This window comes from Cryobacterium sp. MDB1-18-1 (assembly GCF_004402735.1).
Lineage (GTDB): Bacteria > Actinomycetota > Actinomycetes > Actinomycetales > Microbacteriaceae > Cryobacterium > Cryobacterium glucosi.
In genome coordinates this window covers 32,985-49,455 of record NZ_SOFR01000076.1, presented here as the reverse complement: position 1 = coordinate 49,455, position 16,471 = coordinate 32,985, and the positions used below count along the sequence as shown (strand labels likewise).

Genomic DNA, 16,471 nt, shown 5'->3' with positions numbered 1-16,471 from the left:
ACGTCGACGCCCACCTCGCCGTGTTCGGCGAGGTGGGCAGCGAACTGCTCGGGTTCTAGGCCGAGGCGGTCACTGCTGCTGGCGCGACGGCGCGGGAGATGGCGACCATCTCGTCGCGGGGCACGACCTTGATCCGCACCCGGCCCTCGGCCGCGCCGAGCGCCTGCTCGTGCTGGTCGAGGCGGTGCCAGCCGTCGAGGTTCGTGTACTCGACGCCGCGTTCCTCGAGGAGCGCGACGACGCTCTCCTCCGACGGGGATTCGGGCCGCCACCAGTTGCCGAGATCGTTGATCAGGTGCCGCACGGTCTCCATCGCGTCGGACTTGGTGTGCCCGATCAGGCCGACAGGCCCGCGCTTGATCCACCCGGTCGCGTACACGCCGTAGAGCTGCTGGTTGGCGCTGCCCGCACCGGACGACGGGTCGCCCTTGGAGAGCACCTGCCCCTCGCGGTTCGGGATCACGCCGTGCTTCTTGTCGAACGGCACCCCGGGCAGCGGCGAGCCGAAGTACCCGACCGCGCGGTACACGGCCTGCACCGGCAGCTCGCGGATCTCCCCCGTGCCCACGACGCCGCCCTGGCCGTCCGGCGCTGTGCGTTCGTAGCGGATGCCGCCGACCCGGCCGGTGCCGTCGTCGACCAGTTCGAGGGGCTTGGCGAAGAAGTGCAGGTGCAGCCGGCGGCTCGCGCCCGCCTGCGGGTCCTCGGCGAGCTTGTGGGCGCGTTCGCGCCATTTGCCGAGCACCTTGTCGATCACGAAGACCTGCTTGTTGCTCGCAACGGCGGCGCGCGCGGCGTCGTCATAGTCGAAGTCCTCGTCGTAGACGACGATGTCGACGTCGGGCAGTTCGCCGAGCTCACGCAGTTCGAGGGGCGTGAACTTCACGGATGTCGGTCCGCGACGCCCGAAGATGTGCACGTCGGTCACGGGTGAGGCCTTGAGCCCGTCGTAGACGTTCGCCGGGATCTCGGTGGGCAGCAGGTCGTCCGCGTGCTTCGCGAGGATCCGAGCCACGTCGAGGGCCACGTTTCCGTTGCCGATCACGGCGACCTGCTTCGCTTCGAGCGGCCAGGTGCGCGGGTAGTCGGGGTGGCCGTCGAACCAGCTCACGAACTTGGCGGCGCCGTAGGAGCCGACGAGGTCGATGCCGGGGATCCTGAGGTCGGCGTCGCGCACGGCGCCGGTCGCGAAGATGACCGCGTTGTAGTGCTTCCTGAGGTCGTCGAGCGTGATGTCGACCCCGAAGCGCACGTTTCCGAAGATGCGGATGTCGCCGCGGTCGAGCACGTCGCGCAGGGCGGTGATGATGCCCTTGATGCGGGGGTGGTCCGGCGCGACCCCGTAGCGTACGAGCCCGTACGGCGCGGGGAGGTGGTCGAACAGGTCGATCGAGACCTCGAAGTTGCGTTCCGCCTTGAGCAGGATATCCGCGGCGTAGATGCCGGCCGGCCCTGCCCCGACGATCGCCAGGCGCAGCTTCGCGGGTTGCTGGTCGGTGGGGCGCTTCTCGGTCATGACGACCTTTCTAACTTGAACGCTCGACGATCGTGTCGGCGAATCGGGTCAGCGCCTTCTTGACGGACCCGTCGGGCAGGGGAGCGAGGGAAGCAACGGCGTCGTGTGCCCAGCCGTGGGCCTCTGAGAGGGTCTGCGCGGTCACCTCGTGGTCGCGCAGCGCGGCAATCGCGGAGTCGGCCGCCTCTGAGCGGGTGCCCTGGCTGCTCATGACGTCCCGCTCGAGCCGCTCGAGCAGGGCCGCGGATGCCGGCTCGTCGGCGGCGCGCTCGCGGAGCCTGAGCAGGGGCAGGGTGGCGACCCCGGCACGCAGGTCGGTGCCTGGCACCTTCCCGGTCGCCTCGGGCTGCGGGGACAGGTCGAGCACGTCGTCGATGAGCTGGAACGCGACGCCGATCTTCTCGCCGAAGCTCACGAGGGGCTGTTCGAATTCGTCGGGCGCATCCGAGAAGATGATGCCGGCCTGGGCCGCTGCCGCGATGAGCGAACCGGTCTTGTCCGCGAGTACCGAGATGTAGTGCTCGATCGGGTCGTCGCCCGCGTGCGGGCCGACGGTCTCGTGCAGCTGCCCCATGACGAGGCGTTCGAAGGTGTCGGCCTGCAGGCGGATGGCCCGCTCGCCGAGCTTGGCCATCAGCTGGCTCGCCCTGGCGAACAGCAGGTCGCCGGTGAGGATCGCGACCGAGTTTCCCCAGACCGTCTGGGCGCTCGGGACGCCGCGGCGCTGGCCGGAGTCGTCCATGACGTCGTCGTGGTAGAGCGAGGCGAGGTGGGTGATCTCGATCGCCGTCGACGCGGTCACGACGTCGGTGATCCCACCGCTGCCGAGGTGGGCGGTGAGGAGGGCAAGCATCGGGCGAACCCGCTTGCCGCCGGCTTCGAGGAGGTACCGGGTGGTGACGCTTGCGATCTCGTCTGCGAAGACGATCTCGGCGAAGAGGCTCGCCTCGACCCGCTCGAGACCGGCGTCGATTCCGGCGGCAAGGCCCCGGTCATCCGCTGTCGAGAAGATTCGATCGCTGAGGCCGATCTGGCTCGTCACGGAGGAGCCGCGCCGGAACAGGGGAAGACTCGGTTTCACTCTGACAGCCTATCCATTGGGTGGGGAGTTTCAGTCGGCGGGGACTGCCGCGGGGGCGGCCTTGACGCCGCGGTGCAGCGCCACGATTCCGAGGGTGAGGTTCTTGTAGGCGACGGACTCGTACCCGGCTTCGCGGAGCCATCCGCTCAGCACGGGCTGGGTCGGCCAGGCGGCGATCGATTCGCCGAGATAGTCGTACGCCTCGGCGTTCGAGGAGGCGAGCTTGACGACCCGGGGCATCACCTGGTTGAGGTAGGCGAAATAGGCGCTGCGGATGACCGGGTTCGGCGGGGTGGAGAACTCGCAGATGACGACCCTGCCGCCGGGCTTGGTGACGCGGAAGAACTCGGCGAGCGCCTTGCGCGGTTCCACGACGTTGCGGAGGCCGAAGGAGATCGTGACGGCGTCGAATTCGTTGTCGGCGAAGGGAAGCGCCGTGGCGTCGGCCTGGACGAACTCGACGAGCGGGTTGCCCGCTTGGCGTTCGCGGCCGACCGCGATCATGCCGGCGGAGAAATCGGCGGCGACGACGTGGGCGCCGGTGTGGGTCAGCGCGACGCTCGAGGTGCCGGTGCCCGCGGCGATGTCGAGGATGCGCTCGCCGGCCTGGGGGTTGACGGCGCGGGTCGCCTGGAGCCGCCACAGGGCGGCGTTTCCGACCGAGAGCACCGCGTTCGTGCGGTCGTAATGCGTCGACACCTGATCGAACATGGCAGCGACCTGCTCCGGCTGCTTACTGAGGTCTGCTCTGTTCACTCCAACAGTCTAGGTTGCCGTTCCCCGGTGATCCTGCGAAGCCGGTGATAGGGGCAGTCTGGAGTCCGGGAGGCCGGTCGTCGTGGCGGCTGGCATAGGCTGGGCAAGTGAATGTGCAGGCCCTAACGGTTGAAACCACTCCCATTGCCGACATTCGACAACTGGTCCTTCTCCTCGACGCCCAGAAGCCGCTGCTCTGGATGCGCCGCAACCAGGGCCTCGCCGGCCTCGGCTCAGCGCTGCGGCTCGAATTCTCGGGCCCGACCCGCATGACGGATGCCGCGAGTGCGTGGCGGGACGTCGTCGCCGCTGCGACGGTGACCGATCCCCTCGCGCGAACGGGCACCGGCCTGCTGGCGTTCGGAACGTTCGCCTTCGACGACGAATCCGCCGAGACGAGCGTGCTGCTCGTTCCGGAGGTCATCGTCGGACGTGAGGACGGTCTCTGCTGGGTCACCCGGATCTGGCCGACCGGAGGCACCCCTCCGGAAATTCCGGTGGCGCTGCATCCGCTGGGCACGGAGTACCGGATCTCGCTGCTCTCGGGCACGCTGCGGCCCGAGGCATACAAGGCAGCCGTCGATGAGGCGGTCGTGCGTCTCTCGGCCGGCGAGGTGAACAAGGTCGTGCTCGCCCGCGACCTCCGCGGCCACCTTCCGGCGAAGTCGGACCTCCGCCGCACGATCAGCGAACTCGCCCTCGGCTACCCGGACTGCTGGACCTACGCCGTCGACGGACTCGTCGGGTCGAGCCCCGAAACCCTGATCCGCGCCGACCACGGCGAGGTCAACGCCCGGGTGCTCGCCGGGACCGTCTCGCGCGGCGCCGACGCCGCGGCGGACCTCGAGGCCGCCGCCGCGCTCGCGACGAGCGCGAAGGACGGCGACGAACACGCCTTCGCGGTGCAGAGCGTGCTCGCCTCGCTGCGCCCGCATACCTCGCACCTGCTCACGAGCGAGCTGCCGTTCACGGTCAAGCTCCCGAACCTCTGGCACCTCGCGACGGATGTCGAGGGAACCCTCTCCGACGGATCGACCTCCCTCGACCTCATCGCCGCCATGCACCCGACGGCCGCGGTCGCGGGAACGCCGACGCAGGCAGCGCTTGCGCTCATCCGCGAACTCGAGCCCTTCGACCGCGGCCGGTATGCCGGGCCGGTCGGCTGGGTCGGAGCCGACGGCGACGGCGAATGGGCGATCGCGCTGCGCTGCGCCCAGGTCACTCCCGGCGGCGACGTCACGGCATACGCCGGCTGCGGCATCGTGCTCGGTTCAGAGCCCGACCGCGAGCTCGCCGAGACCCGGATGAAGTTCCGCCCCATCGTCGAGGCCTTCGGCTAACTCCCCCTCCTCCTCCGCTGCGCTCTGCGCTCAGCGCCGTGAACCGCGAGAGCACACTTATGGCCCTAAAGACGGCTCCATAAGGGCCGATTTCGTGCTCTCGCGGGATGAACGGGAGGAGTGGGCGGATGGGGCGGGTCAGGTGGCTGCGAGGCGCGCCTTTTCGGCGTCGACGTCGAAGGCGGCGGGCGGCCAGTCGAGGTCCAGACGCTCGAGGGCATCGATCAGCAGGTGCTGCACGGCGAGGCGCGCGTACCACTTCTTGCCCGCGGGAACGACGAACCACGGCGCGTCGGGGGTCGAGGTGCGTTCGAGGGCGAGCTGGTATGCCGTCTGGTAGTCGGCCCAGCGCATCCGCTCGTCGACGTCGCCAGGGTTGTACTTCCAGTGCTTGTCCGGGCGTTCGAGGCGCTCGAGCAGCCGCTCTTTCTGGTCTGCCGAGCTGATCTGCAGCATGACCTTGACGATCGTGGTTCCGTCGTCGACGAGATCCTGCTCGAACTGGCGGATCTGCCCGTACCTGGCCTCGATCTCTTCGGCGGGGGCGAGCTCGTGGACGCGGGCGATCAGCACATCCTCGTAGTGCGAGCGGTCGAAGACCCCGATCAGGCCGGGCCCAGGCACGCGGCTCCGCACCCGCCAGAGGAAGTCGTGCGCGCGTTCTTCCGCTGTCGGTGCCTTGAACGCGGTGAGGCGCACACCCTGCGGGTCGACGGACCCGACGACGTGCCGCACGATGCCGCCCTTCCCTGCGGTGTCCATGGCCTGCAGCACGAGGAGCACCTTGCGGCCACCGCCGTCGTCTGCGGAAGCCCGGCTATTGGCGTAGAGCTTCTCCTGAAGCGAATCGAGCAGACCCACGCCCGAGGCGAGCGCCTTGTCGGCGTTCTTCTTCACGACCCCGTCGAAGCCGGGCGTCGCGTCGGGGTCGACGGAGGCGAGCCGGAATCCGGGGCCGACGCGGAGCGTCTCGATCGGGTCTGAATCCCAAAACTTTTGGTTGAGTCCGCTCATGATGATGCACCCTTCGTCGAAAACCGCAGGAAGACTGAGACTGTGCAGCCGGGCCCGCGTAAGGCTATGGAGAAAACCTAGCGCGTAAGCGGCACCTCGAGCAGGCTCGGTCCGAGCGGCGGCGCGGTGAGCGCCCGCTCGAGCTCGCTGCGGGTCGCCGCCCGGTCGTATTCCCAGCCGTATGCTGCGGCGAGCGCGGAGAGGTCGACGCCCTGCGGTGTGTAGAGCACCCTGCTGATCAAGTCGTCGGGGGCGGATGCCGCGACCTCGAGCCCGTCGAAAATGGTTCCGCCACCGTCGTTGCCGACGATGACCTGCAGCCGCGCCCGCGCCTCGCCCGGGACCAGGAGCATCGATCCCGCGTCGTGCAACAGGGCGAGGTCGCCGAGGAGCAGCCGGGTCGTGCCGGTCGAGCGCGGTTCGCTGCCGTGCTGGAACGCCTGGCTCGCGAGCGCGATACCCGTCGCGGTCGCGATCGTGCCGTCGATGCCCGCGAGGCCCCGGTTCGAGTGCACGGAGATCTTCTTGCCCGGCACCCGCCGGTCCGCCTCGCGGATCAACCGGGACGCGCCGAGCACCAGCCGGTCGTGCGGCCAGGAGGCCCGCCAGACGGCGTCGACGAGCATGCTCCGGGTGACGGGAGCGCGGAGGGCTGCGAATTCGGCGCGCGTCATCCCGTGGGCGCCGAAGGGGACATCCGCGTCTTCGGTCGCCGCGTCGAGAACGCGCCGGCTCGACATCACCCAGCTGCCGAGCCAGGCCCGGCCGTCGCGGGTTTCCGCCTCGGACGAAGCGGATGCGCCGACACGCGCCGTGCGGGCGAACGTGCGCACCCGGTGCCCAGGGTTGTACCACTCGGCGCCGGTCGGGGCCACGACGATCGTCTCGACGTCGTCCCGCTGGATGAGGGCCGGGACTTCCCGGCTCAGCGACGGATGTCCGAACACGATCACGCGCTCGACCCTGCCGCCGAAGTCCTCGGCCTGCAGCAGCTCACGGTATGCGGCCACGAGATTCGGCCCGAAGCGGGCGTTGCTCGACACCTCCGCGAGCAGTGGCCAGCCTCCGGCCCGGGCGAACTCCTCTGCAGCACTCCCCGCGCCTGTGCCGGCGACCACGACGGTGCGCAGCCCCCCGTCGACGACGAGTGCGGCCTGGTCACCCGTCACCACGTCACCGCTCACCGCGAAAGCGGGTGAGCCGTCGGTCTGGCCGTGGCTCAGCGGCGGCTCAGTCGTCGTCGCGGCCGGGTCGGCGGAGCGCTCAAGGGTCACGGGGGCGGAGAGGGGCTCCCGGAAGGCGAGGTTGAGCTGCACGGGACCGGGGTCGAGCGAGCGGCCTCCGGTGGCGGCATCCATCGACCGGGCGGCGAGTTCGGCAGCGCGGACAGCGTCGGAAGAACGGCCCGCACCGTCGGCACGGGACTCGGTGGCATCGCCGGCATGGCCGGCCGGGGCACCGGCAGCAGCAATCGCAGCAGCACCGGGGGCCGGTACGTCGAGGCAGAGCCGGGTCGCGACGCCGAAGAGCCCGGTCTGCACGGTCGTCTGGTTCGAGCGGATGCCGCGGAGTTCGACGGGGCGATCGGCCGTCAGCACGATGAGGGGCACCCCGGAGTGATGGGCCTCGAGCACCGCGGGGTGCAGGTTGGCGACGGCGGTGCCGGACGTGCAGATCACGAGGGCGGGCACGCCGGTCTCGACCGCGAGGCCGAGCGCGAGGAAACCGGCGCCGCGTTCGTCGATGCGCACGTGCAGGCGGACCAGGCCGAGGCGTTCGAGTTCCGCGGCGACCAGGGCGAGCGCCTGCGAGCGGGAACCGGGGCTCACGACGATGTCGCGGATGCCGAGGCTCACGAACGCGCCGAGGAGGGCGACGCTGAAATCGGTCGCGGGGCTGCCGGTGGCCGCCGGACTGGTGAAGGGCAGGCCTTCACCCACGGCCGCGGTGTCGGTCAGGATCGGGTCAGGCATCCCGGCGGCCAGGCAGTTCGCCCTCGCCTGGGTCGGTCGTCTTCTTCGGCTCCGCTGCGGCAGGACCCTTCGCCGGGCCCGTGGACGGGCCGGTCGACGGACCGGCATTCCCGGCCGCCTGTCCCTTGCCGGAACCGGAATTCTGACTCTTGCCCGGTCGCTCGGGCTTATCGGACGGATCCGGCTTGTCGAGGTCGGCGAGCTCCTGCTCCATCTGGCGGATCCGCTCCTCCTGGAGCCGGTCCCGGCCGAGGCTCTTCAGGAAGTCGGGATCGTCATCGGGGGCCAGCTGCCGCGATGCGCCGCGACCGGGCGCCGAACTCTGGTTGCTGCCGCGGCCGATGAACAGCCACAGCAGGGCGCCGACGACGGGGACCAGAACGATCACGAAAACCCAGACCCAGCGCGGCAAACCGCGGATCCGGCCGCGATCGAAGGTGACACACTCGACGAGCGCATAGACGGTCACGAGAATGACCGCAATTCCTACGACAAGCCACACCTTTACCATCCGCTCATTCTACGGCGAACACCCGAGAGATCGGTGAGTACGCAGAGGTCGGCAAAACTAACGATCGGAACCACAATCTATGCTGAAAGTATGAAAGCTGTCCCGTCCTGGCTGAGCTACTCGGTCTACCGCATCCTCATGTTCGCAGTCCCCCTCGCGGTGCTTCTGATGCTCTCGATCGTCTGGTGGGTCTCCGCCATCGTCGCGGCCCTGATCGGGCTCTGCCTGTCGTACATCTTCCTGCGGAAGCCCAGGGAGCAGGTCGCCCTCGACCTGTACACTGCCCGGCACCCCACCGCTGAGGTCGTACATCCCGACGCGGAGTCGGAGGACGCGGCGATCGACCGTGCCGCCGACGCCGCTGCTTCTGCCGCGGTCGCCTCTGCCGAGGCAGCGGATGCCGCCGGCCGGGCGACGACGCGGGCCGCGGCATCCGCTGCGCCCGTCACGACCGCTGGGTCAGCGGCGTCAGAACGCGAAGGCAGCGCCCAGTAGCAGGCCGTACAGGAGCGCGCTGAAGCTCGTGAGCTTGAGCGCCAGGATGAGCTCGGCCGCGGTCTTCGCGGTGACGGTGATCAGGCACGCCGGAAGGGCGAGCAGGAGCACGAAGAGCACGAACCACGCGAGCGGATAGAACAGCGCGAAGAAGGCCGCGATCAGGAACGGCACGAGCAGCAGCACGCAGAAGACGATGCGGCCGGGCAGGTTGCCGATCAGCACCGCGAGGGTGCGCTTGCCGGACGCCTTGTCCGGGACGATGTCACGCAGGTTGTTGACCATCAGCACGGCGCAGGCGATGAGCCCGATCGCGACCCCGCCGAGCCAGCTCTCAAGGTTCACCGTTCCGACCTGCACGAAGGTCGTGCCCGCGGTTGCGACGAGTCCGAAGAACACGAACACGAACAGCTCGCCGAGGCCGAAGTAGCCGTAGGGACGCTTGCCGCCGGTGTAGAACCAGGCTGCGACGATCGCGGCGGCGCCGACGAGCAGCAGCCACCACTGGCCGCTCAGGATCACGAGCACGAGACCCGCGAACGCGGCGAGCCCGAAGAACGCGAGCGCGACGGTGAGCACGGACCGCGGCCTCGCCGCTCCTCCGCCGGTCAGCCTGGCCGGGCCGACGCGGTAGGCGTCGGTGCCGCGGATGCCGTCGGAGTAATCGTTCGCGTAGTTCACGCCGATCTGCAGGCAGAGTGCCACGATGAGCGCGAGCAGGGCGCGGACCGGGTGGAAGACGCCCGGGTCGCTCGCGACGATGGCCGCGCCGGTGCCGAGGGCGACCGGGGCGATCGCGAGGGGAAGGGTGCGAAGGCGCGCGCCGGAGATCCAGTCGCCGGCCGTCGCCGGGCCGGAGCGGCCGTGCGCCTCTGCGCCGTTCCGCTTCGCCGGGTTTCCGGATCGACCGGAGTTGGCGGGCTTGCCCGCTGCCTTCCCGGCTGGCTTACCCGCCTGTTTTCCGGACGACTGTCCGGCGGACGCCGGTGCCCCGAGGGTCTCCGAAGGATTCAATCGCTGCATTTTGGGCCTGACCGGCCGCGCTCCCTGTGCCACGTTTTCATGTTACCGGGCACTTGATAAGAGGATGCCGCGAGTCGGCACCCTCGCGCGACGCGCGCAGATCAACGCCCGTGGCCAGCGCATGCGCCCGCGGCTCAGCCCACGGCCAGTGACCGCGGCTAGGCCCGCACGGGGCCGGCGTCGGCGATGCGCTGCAGGGCGAGCCGGTCGGGCTTGCCTGAGACGAGCAGGGGGATCTCGGCGACCACAAGCAGGCGATCGGGCCGGGCCGCCTTGCCCAGGGCGGATGCGACGGCGTCCTTCACGACTGCGAGTCGGGCCGTCGCCGTGTCTGCCTCCGTCTCCGGCGAGCTGAACGGCGTTGCGGTCGGCGACGTGCGCGAGGCCTCGCCCCGCGACCGGGCCGGCACCGCGGAGTGCGACCCCGGGACCGCGACGACGGGCACCTGGCCCCACCGGGCATCCGCCACCCCCACGATCACCGCGTCGGCGAAACCGGGCAGGGCGCGCACCACGCGTTCGACGGCGTCGAGGGAGACCTTCTCTCCGCCCGAGATGATCACGTTGTCCGCGCGGCCGAGCACGCGCACGAGGCCGGTCACGGCGTCGACCTCGCCGAGGTCGCCGGTGCGGTACCAGCGCACGCCGTGGTCTTCGGTGAAGCGGTCGTGGGTGCGGAGCGGGTCGTCCAGGTACCCGTCGGCGAGCACGGAGCCGGACATCTCGAGCTCGCCGTCGACGACGCGCACAACCGTGTCGCCGATCGGGCGACCGTTGTAACAGCATCCGCCGGCCGTTTCAGAGGAGCCGTATGTGCGCACGACCGCGATGCCGAGCGAGGCGGCGCGCTCGATCAGGGCAGGGGGCATGGCCTGGCCGCCGACCAGGATCGCCGTGAAGCGGCGCAGGAGTGTGAGCATTTCCGCGGCCCCGCCCTGGTCGTCAGCGTCGACCGCGTCGAGGAGGCGGGCGAGCTGCACCGGCACAAGGGAGGTGTAGCGCAGCGGCGCGGTCAGCCGGGTCGCCGCTTCGAAGAAGGCGGCCGGGTCGAAGTGACCGGGTGCCAGCGCGATCGGCGTGGTCCCCGCCTCGAGCGAGCGGACGAGCACCTGGACGCCCGCGACGTAGTGGGCGGGCAGGGCGAGCAGCCACTGGCCGGGCCCGCCGAGCGCCGCACTCGACGCCGCGGCGCTCGCCAGGAGGGCTGGCGCGCCGAGCAGCACCCGCTTGGGCACGCCTGTCGAACCGCTCGTCTCGATGACGACGGCCGTGCCGTCCGGAACGGTCACGGGCACGGGCACGGGCACGGGCACGGGCACGGGCAGCAGGGCGTCCCCGCGCCCGGAGAGGGCCTCGCGGAGCAGGTCGAGGAGGTCGAGCGGCCGGTCGACGGAGACGACCCGGAGCATCCGTGTCACGGCGGGACTAGAACTGCCAGTCGTACGGACCCCAGTCGGGGTCGCGTTTCTCGAGGAACGCGTCGCGGCCCTCGACGGCCTCGTCCGTGCCATAGGCGAGCCGCGTCGCTTCGCCCGCGAAGACCTGCTGCCCGACGAGTCCGTCATCGACGGCGTTGAAGGCGAACTTGAGCATGCGGATGGCGGTGGGCGACTTGGTCAGGATCGTGCGAGCCCAGTCGATGGCTTCGTTTTCGAGATCGGCGTGCGGGACGACCGCGTTGATCGCGCCCATCTCGAGGGCGCGCTGGGCGGAGTACTCGCGGGCGAGGAAGAAGACCTCGCGCGCGGCTTTCTGCCCGACCTGGCGGGCGAAGTATGCGCTGCCGTAACCGGCGTCGAAGGAGCCGACGTTGGCATCCGTCTGCTTGAACTTGGCGTGCTCTGCGCTCGCGATACTGAGGTCGCAGACCACGTGCAGGGAGTGCCCGCCCCCGGCCGCCCAGCCGGGGATGACGGCGATGACGACCTTCGGCATGAAGCGGATCAGGCGCTGGATCTCGAGGATGTGCAGTCGGCCGCTGCGGGCCTTGTCGATGCCGCTGGCAGTCTCGCCTTCCGCGTACTTGTAGCCGTCGCGGCCACGGATGCGCTGGTCCCCGCCCGAGCAGAACGCCCAGCCGCCGTCCCTCGGGCTCGGGCCGTTTCCGGTGAGGAGGACGACGCCGATGCGCGGGTTCATCCGGGCGTCTTCGAGGGTGGCCTGCAGCTCGTCGACGGTGTGCGGCCGGAACGCGTTGCGCACCTCCGGGCGGTTGAACGCGACGCGCGCGATCTGCCCGGTGAGGTCGTGGTGGTACGTCACGTCGGTGAGGGACTCGAAGCCCGGGACGAGTTTCCACTGGCTCGGGTCGAAGATTTCAGACACCTGTTCGATCATGCTGCAAGCCTACGCGGCGGACCCCGCGCGCGGACCCGAGGGGTGCCGGCTGGACAGCGCGCGGATGGGCGCGCTCTCACACATACTCAGGCCTGAAAAACCAAACGACACGCCGGTGAAAATGAGAAATACCCCTTTTGTGGTGGCAAAGTCAACCCCCTTGAGCGCCTCATTTTCACCATGTGTACTTGTGGTCTCAGTGAGACCCGGAGGTAGTCATGAACGACCTAGACACACAGTCAAAAGCCCCGATCGACCTGCCACTCCACAACGACGTGGCAACCCGAACCCACAGCACCATCAGCGCCGTCAGCATCCGCATGACCCCGGCAGAAAACACCAGAAAACACCAGAACGCCATCGGAACGGCGGTGCGACCGTGACCGTCACGATGAACACGTCGGCACCGGCCCACGACCACTTCGATTCTCCCGACTCCTACCGCGCCCCGCTCCCCTCGATCAACCCGGCCGGCTCATCCCAGCGTTCGGCCGGCAGTACGGCAGCGTCCCGCTACAGCAGGGCATCCACGGATGCCTTCGGCGACTACCTGCGTCGCATCGGCAAGGGCCCCCTCCTGAGCGCCGAGGATGAGGTCAACCTCGCCCGGCGGATCGAGGTCGGCCTGTTCGCCGCAGAGAAGCTCGCGCACGGGGTCGACGACCACGAGCTTTCCCGGGAACTCGCCTGGCTCGCCCACGACGGCGGCCGGGCGAAGAACCACTTCATCGAAGCCAACCTCCGCCTCGTCGTCAGCATCGCCAAGCACTACTCCGGCCGCGGGGTGCCGATCATGGACCTCGTCCAGGACGGCAACATCGGCCTCGTCCGAGCGGTCGAGAAGTACGACTTCATGACCGGATACAAGTTCTCCACCTACGCGACCTGGTGGATCCGCCAGGCGATTCACCGCGGAATGGCCGACAAGTCCCGGATGATCCGCATCCCCGTGCACACCGCGGAGAAGCTCAACAAGATCAAGCGCATCCGCCGTGACCTCACGAGCACCCTCGACCGCGACCCCTCGCTCAAGGAGCTCTCCGAGGCGGCGCAGATCCCCATCCGCGACGTCTCGCGGCTGCTGCAGTACGACAATGAGCCGATTTCCCTGCATTCCCCGGTCGGTGACGGCGTCGGAGACATCTCGGAGCTCATCATCGACGACGACCTGCCGCAGCCGGACGAGTATGCGACGGTCACGCTGCGTGCCGCGGACATCTGCTTCTACCTCGACGCGCTGCCGCCGCGGGAGCGGTCGATCCTGAAGGCCCGATTCGGGCTCGACGGCGACGAACCGCGCACCCTCGACCAGATCGCCGTCATCCAGGGCGTCACGCGGGAGCGGGTCCGCCAGATCGAGAAGCGCGCGCTGGCCCTCCTGCACGTGCCCCGGCTCGAACGGTACCTGCGCGATTAGATGCCCGCAGGCCTGGTCCGTCGATGACCGGTTGTGCGGGTGCGTGAGCACCCGCACAACCCGGTTCCGGCGTGACCGAACTTTTCCACGGCACTGAACTTTTCCACGGCTCTCCGGGGGACCCCCCGAACTGAGCATTGGCAACGTCTCATTTTTGTAGCAATAATTCCTTATGACGCGCCAACGAGGGAATCATGGGAAAGCTCACCTATAACTCGACGGTGACGGCCGACTTTGATGATCGCATCCTGGCGCACATCCAGGTGGTCATCGGAGCCAAGCTGCGCCGGGGAGAGTGCTTCTACTTCACGTGGAGGGACGACCCGTCCGGAGGCGACGGTCGCAGCACGATCTGGCTGCATCCGGCCATCCCGCTCGCCTTCAAATACTTCGGCGGTCGCTCGCCGAGCCTCAATCGCGACTGGGTGGAGGCGCTCATGCTGACCGCCAACTCCTCTGGCGGTTTGCAGCTCGTCCCCGAACCGCACCGGCCGGCATCCGTGCTCGCGACGAAGGATGAACCATGATTCGCATCGACATCGTCTATGGCGGTCAGCAGTACTCCCTGGGCGGCCGGTCCGCAGAGTCGCTCCGGAATGAGATCAACGCGGCCGTCACGTCCGGGCAGCCGTACTGGCTTCCGGTCAACAGCGGCGGCGGCCGCTTCGAGGACGCCTATCTCCTGATCGCGCCCGGCATCGCGTTCGCGGTTATCGACGTCAAACCCACCAACGGGGACGACCTCGACCTCGAGGTCGACGGCGCCTTCAACCACGACTCCCTCTAGCCGCCCGCACGGTCCGCTCCGCCGCGCGCCCACTGCGCCGTTCCGCGCCCGGCAGGCCTGGCGCGGAACGGCGCTTCTGGCGCGCACGCCCCGACGCGTGCGGCGGCACGGTCGCCCGCACCCGCGCCCGGCTGGCAGACTGGAAGCATGCTTCCCCCACTCGCAGAGTTGCTCGGAACGGCCCGCATTGTCGCGTTGCCGCTCATCACCCGATTCCGCGGAATCGACACCCGCGAGGCACTCCTCCTCGAAGGACCGGAGGGCTGGACGGAGTTCGCGCCGTTCGCCGAGTACGACGACGCAGAGTCCGTCGCCTGGCTGCGCGCCGCGATCGACTTCGGCTGGACCCCGACGCCCGCCCTCCTGCGCGAGAGCATCCCGGTCAATGCGACCGTCCCCGCAATCGACGCGGAACTCGTGGCGGATGTCCTCGCCCGCTTTCCGGGGTGCCGCACGGCCAAGGTGAAGGTGGCCGCCCCCGGGCAGACCCTCGCAGAAGACGTCGCCCGCGTGCGCGCCGTGCGCCGGGTGCTGGGACCGGAGGGGCGCATCCGTGTGGACGCGAACGGCCTCTGGAACCTCGACGAAGCCGAACACGCCCTGAACGCCCTCGGCGAGTTCGACCTCGAGTACGTCGAACAGCCGTGCGCGAGCATCGAGGAACTCGCCGAGATCCGCCGTCGCTCCGCCGACTACCTCGGCATCCCCGTCGCCGCCGACGAGAGCGTGCGCCGCGCCGAGGACCCGCTGCTCGTGGCGACCACGGGCTCTGCCGACATCCTCGTGATCAAGGCGGCACCGCTCGGCGGGATTCACGTCGCACTCGACCTCGTTGCGCTGGCCGGCCTGCCCGTCGTGGTCTCGAGTGCCCTCGACACCTCGGTCGGCATCGCGATGGGCGCGCACCTCGCCGCCGCGATCCCCGGCCTCGAGTTCGACTGCGGCCTCGGCACCGCCTCGCTGCTCGCCGCCGATGTCACCCACGACCCACTGCTGCCGGTCGACGGCCGGATCCCGGTTCGCCGCGTCGTGCCCGACGCCGACCTGCTCGACCGCTACGCGGCATCCGCCGAGCGCAGCGCCTGGTGGCTCGCCCGCCTCAGCCGCTGCTACGCCCTGCTCGCCGCCGAACCCGCCATCACGGACGCCATCACGGACTGAGCCGCCCTGGCGGATGCCGGGTTAGAGGCCCGAGTATGCGTGCAGTCCCTTGAAGAAGACGTTCACGACGCCGAAGTTGAACATCACGGCGCTGAAACCGACGATCGCGAGCCACGCGGAGCGGGAACCGCGCCAGCCCCTGGTTGCACGGGCGTGGATGTAGCCGGCGTAGATGGTCCAGATGATGAAGGTCCAGACCTCCTTGGTGTCCCAGCCCCAATAACGGCCCCAGGCCTTCTCCGCCCAGATCGAACCGGCCATCAGGGTGAACGTCCAGAGGATGAAGCCGATGATGTGAACCCGGTACGCCAGGTTCTCGAGCGTCGCTGCCGAGGGCAGCGTCGCGAGGAAGCGGAGGCGCACCCGGCCGGCGGTCGTGACGAGCGCCTCCCGCCGGAACTGCAGCAGTTGCACCACGGAGAGCGCGAAGCCGAGCGCGAAGAACCCGGTTCCGAGCGAGGCGACGAAGACGTGGATCACGAGCCATGCCGACTGGAGCGCCGGCGGCAGCGGGGCGACCTCGACATAGAAGCGCAGCGCCGCGATGCCGAGCAGCACGAGCACCATGCCGGTCACGAAGGTGCCGAGGAAGCGCAGGTCCGCGCGGGTGAGCACGATCAGGAACACGGTCACGATGAGCAGGGTGCCCGTCATCGCGAACTCGTACATGTTGGCCCACGGCACCCGCCCGGCGGCGAAGCCGCGCAGCACGTCGGCCATCAAGTGGATCGCCCAGGCCAGCACGGTGAGCGAGACGCCGATCCGCAGGCTCTTCGAGCGGCCGTACGGGGTGGCGGCGTCGTTGGCGATGCGGGCGCTGATCCGGTTGACGATCGTTCCGGCGGATGCCGCGGCACCGGCCTTGCCGGCAGGCTTCCCCGGATCGAGGGTCGCGTCCCTGCCCGCCGGTTGCGCCCCATTAGCCGCGCCGACGCCGACCGGTACGGAGGCGAGCGCCGCGAGGCCCGTCGCCTCGTCCGCCGTCTTGACGGCCGCGGAGCGCTTGGCGAGGTCGAAGGCGAAGGAAATGAAGGCGAGCGCATAGACGGCCATCGCCGAG

The 16,471-nt window shown here is 69.5% G+C and carries 16 protein-coding genes; 6 read left to right on the top strand and 10 right to left on the bottom strand.

Going from position 1 to position 16,471, the window contains the following annotated elements:
• Positions 1-55 precede the first annotated feature (55 nt).
• The 3 genes from E3O50_RS17800 to ubiE are packed head-to-tail and all read right to left on the bottom strand — an operon-like array spanning position 56 to position 3,353.
• The gene (locus tag E3O50_RS17800) at positions 56-1,516 is read right to left on the bottom strand and encodes an FAD-dependent oxidoreductase (protein WP_134558657.1); all 1,461 of its coding nucleotides are present in this window, start codon (positions 1,514-1,516) and stop codon (positions 56-58) included.
• Positions 1,517-1,526: 10 nt separating this feature from the next.
• A complete protein-coding gene (locus E3O50_RS17795) occupies positions 1,527-2,597 on the bottom strand; it encodes a polyprenyl synthetase family protein (RefSeq protein WP_134558656.1) in 1,071 nt (356 codons plus the stop codon).
• A 30-nt stretch (positions 2,598-2,627) separates the two neighbouring features.
• Positions 2,628-3,353 carry a bifunctional demethylmenaquinone methyltransferase/2-methoxy-6-polyprenyl-1,4-benzoquinol methylase UbiE gene (ubiE, locus tag E3O50_RS17790; RefSeq protein ID WP_166787350.1) on the bottom strand — a complete coding sequence of 242 codons (726 nt, stop codon included), beginning with the start codon at positions 3,351-3,353 and terminating at the stop codon, positions 2,628-2,630.
• Between the two features lie 107 nt (positions 3,354-3,460).
• Between ubiE and E3O50_RS17785 the strand changes: the two genes are divergently transcribed.
• Positions 3,461-4,693 (top strand): isochorismate synthase, encoded by a 1,233-nt coding sequence (locus E3O50_RS17785; protein WP_241975297.1) that lies wholly within the window; start codon positions 3,461-3,463, stop codon positions 4,691-4,693.
• Positions 4,694-4,831: 138 nt separating this feature from the next.
• On the opposite strand, the gene E3O50_RS17780 is transcribed toward E3O50_RS17785, so the two are convergent.
• The 3 genes from E3O50_RS17780 to E3O50_RS17770 all read right to left on the bottom strand — a co-directional run bounded on the left by E3O50_RS17780 (position 4,832) and on the right by E3O50_RS17770 (position 8,191).
• Positions 4,832-5,707: a polyphosphate kinase 2 family protein gene (locus tag E3O50_RS17780; RefSeq protein WP_134448791.1), complete on the bottom strand. Its 876-nt coding sequence runs from the start codon at positions 5,705-5,707 to the stop codon at positions 4,832-4,834.
• Between the two features lie 77 nt (positions 5,708-5,784).
• A complete protein-coding gene (locus E3O50_RS17775; RefSeq protein WP_134558655.1) occupies positions 5,785-7,680 on the bottom strand; it encodes a thiamine pyrophosphate-binding protein in 1,896 nt (631 codons plus the stop codon).
• Positions 7,673-8,191, bottom strand: coding sequence for a PLDc N-terminal domain-containing protein (locus E3O50_RS17770; RefSeq protein WP_134558654.1), 519 nt, complete (start codon positions 8,189-8,191; stop codon positions 7,673-7,675). The genes E3O50_RS17775 and E3O50_RS17770 overlap by 8 nt, the downstream gene beginning before the upstream one ends.
• A 90-nt stretch (positions 8,192-8,281) precedes the next feature.
• Between E3O50_RS17770 and E3O50_RS17765 the strand changes: the two genes are divergently transcribed.
• Complete coding sequence (locus E3O50_RS17765) at positions 8,282-8,686, top strand: DUF4229 domain-containing protein (RefSeq protein ID WP_134448788.1); 405 nt, start codon at positions 8,282-8,284, stop codon at positions 8,684-8,686.
• Here the strand turns inward: E3O50_RS17765 and E3O50_RS17760 are convergent.
• The 3 genes from E3O50_RS17760 to E3O50_RS17750 form a co-directional block, all read right to left on the bottom strand.
• A complete protein-coding gene (locus E3O50_RS17760; protein ID WP_134558653.1) occupies positions 8,660-9,709 on the bottom strand; it encodes a 1,4-dihydroxy-2-naphthoate polyprenyltransferase in 1,050 nt (349 codons plus the stop codon). The genes E3O50_RS17765 and E3O50_RS17760 overlap by 27 nt on opposite strands.
• Before the next feature lie 158 nt (positions 9,710-9,867).
• Positions 9,868-11,118, bottom strand: a complete 1,251-nt coding sequence (locus E3O50_RS17755) for an AMP-binding protein (protein WP_134558676.1) — start codon at positions 11,116-11,118, stop codon at positions 9,868-9,870.
• A gap of 16 nt (positions 11,119-11,134) precedes the next feature.
• A complete protein-coding gene (locus E3O50_RS17750) occupies positions 11,135-12,046 on the bottom strand; it encodes a 1,4-dihydroxy-2-naphthoyl-CoA synthase (RefSeq protein WP_134558652.1) in 912 nt (303 codons plus the stop codon).
• Positions 12,047-12,425: 379 nt separating this feature from the next.
• Here E3O50_RS17750 and E3O50_RS17745 point away from each other — a divergent pair, with 379 nt between their 5' ends.
• The 4 genes from E3O50_RS17745 (at position 12,426) to E3O50_RS17730 (ending at position 15,411) form a co-directional block, all read left to right on the top strand.
• Positions 12,426-13,463: a sigma-70 family RNA polymerase sigma factor gene (locus tag E3O50_RS17745; RefSeq protein ID WP_241975296.1), complete on the top strand. Its 1,038-nt coding sequence runs from the start codon at positions 12,426-12,428 to the stop codon at positions 13,461-13,463.
• A gap of 194 nt (positions 13,464-13,657) precedes the next feature.
• The gene (locus E3O50_RS17740; RefSeq protein ID WP_134448786.1) at positions 13,658-13,990 is read left to right on the top strand and encodes an ATP-dependent DNA ligase; all 333 of its coding nucleotides are present in this window, start codon (positions 13,658-13,660) and stop codon (positions 13,988-13,990) included.
• Positions 13,987-14,250, top strand: coding sequence for a hypothetical protein (locus E3O50_RS17735; RefSeq protein WP_134448785.1), 264 nt, complete (start codon positions 13,987-13,989; stop codon positions 14,248-14,250). The genes E3O50_RS17740 and E3O50_RS17735 overlap by 4 nt, the downstream gene beginning before the upstream one ends.
• A 147-nt stretch (positions 14,251-14,397) precedes the next feature.
• Positions 14,398-15,411 (top strand): o-succinylbenzoate synthase, encoded by a 1,014-nt coding sequence (locus tag E3O50_RS17730; RefSeq protein ID WP_134448784.1) that lies wholly within the window; start codon positions 14,398-14,400, stop codon positions 15,409-15,411.
• A gap of 21 nt (positions 15,412-15,432) precedes the next feature.
• Here E3O50_RS17730 and ccsB read toward each other — a convergent pair whose 3' ends face one another.
• Positions 15,433-16,464, bottom strand: a complete 1,032-nt coding sequence (gene ccsB, locus E3O50_RS17725; protein ID WP_134558675.1) for a c-type cytochrome biogenesis protein CcsB — start codon at positions 16,462-16,464, stop codon at positions 15,433-15,435.
• Positions 16,465-16,471 lie beyond the last annotated feature (7 nt).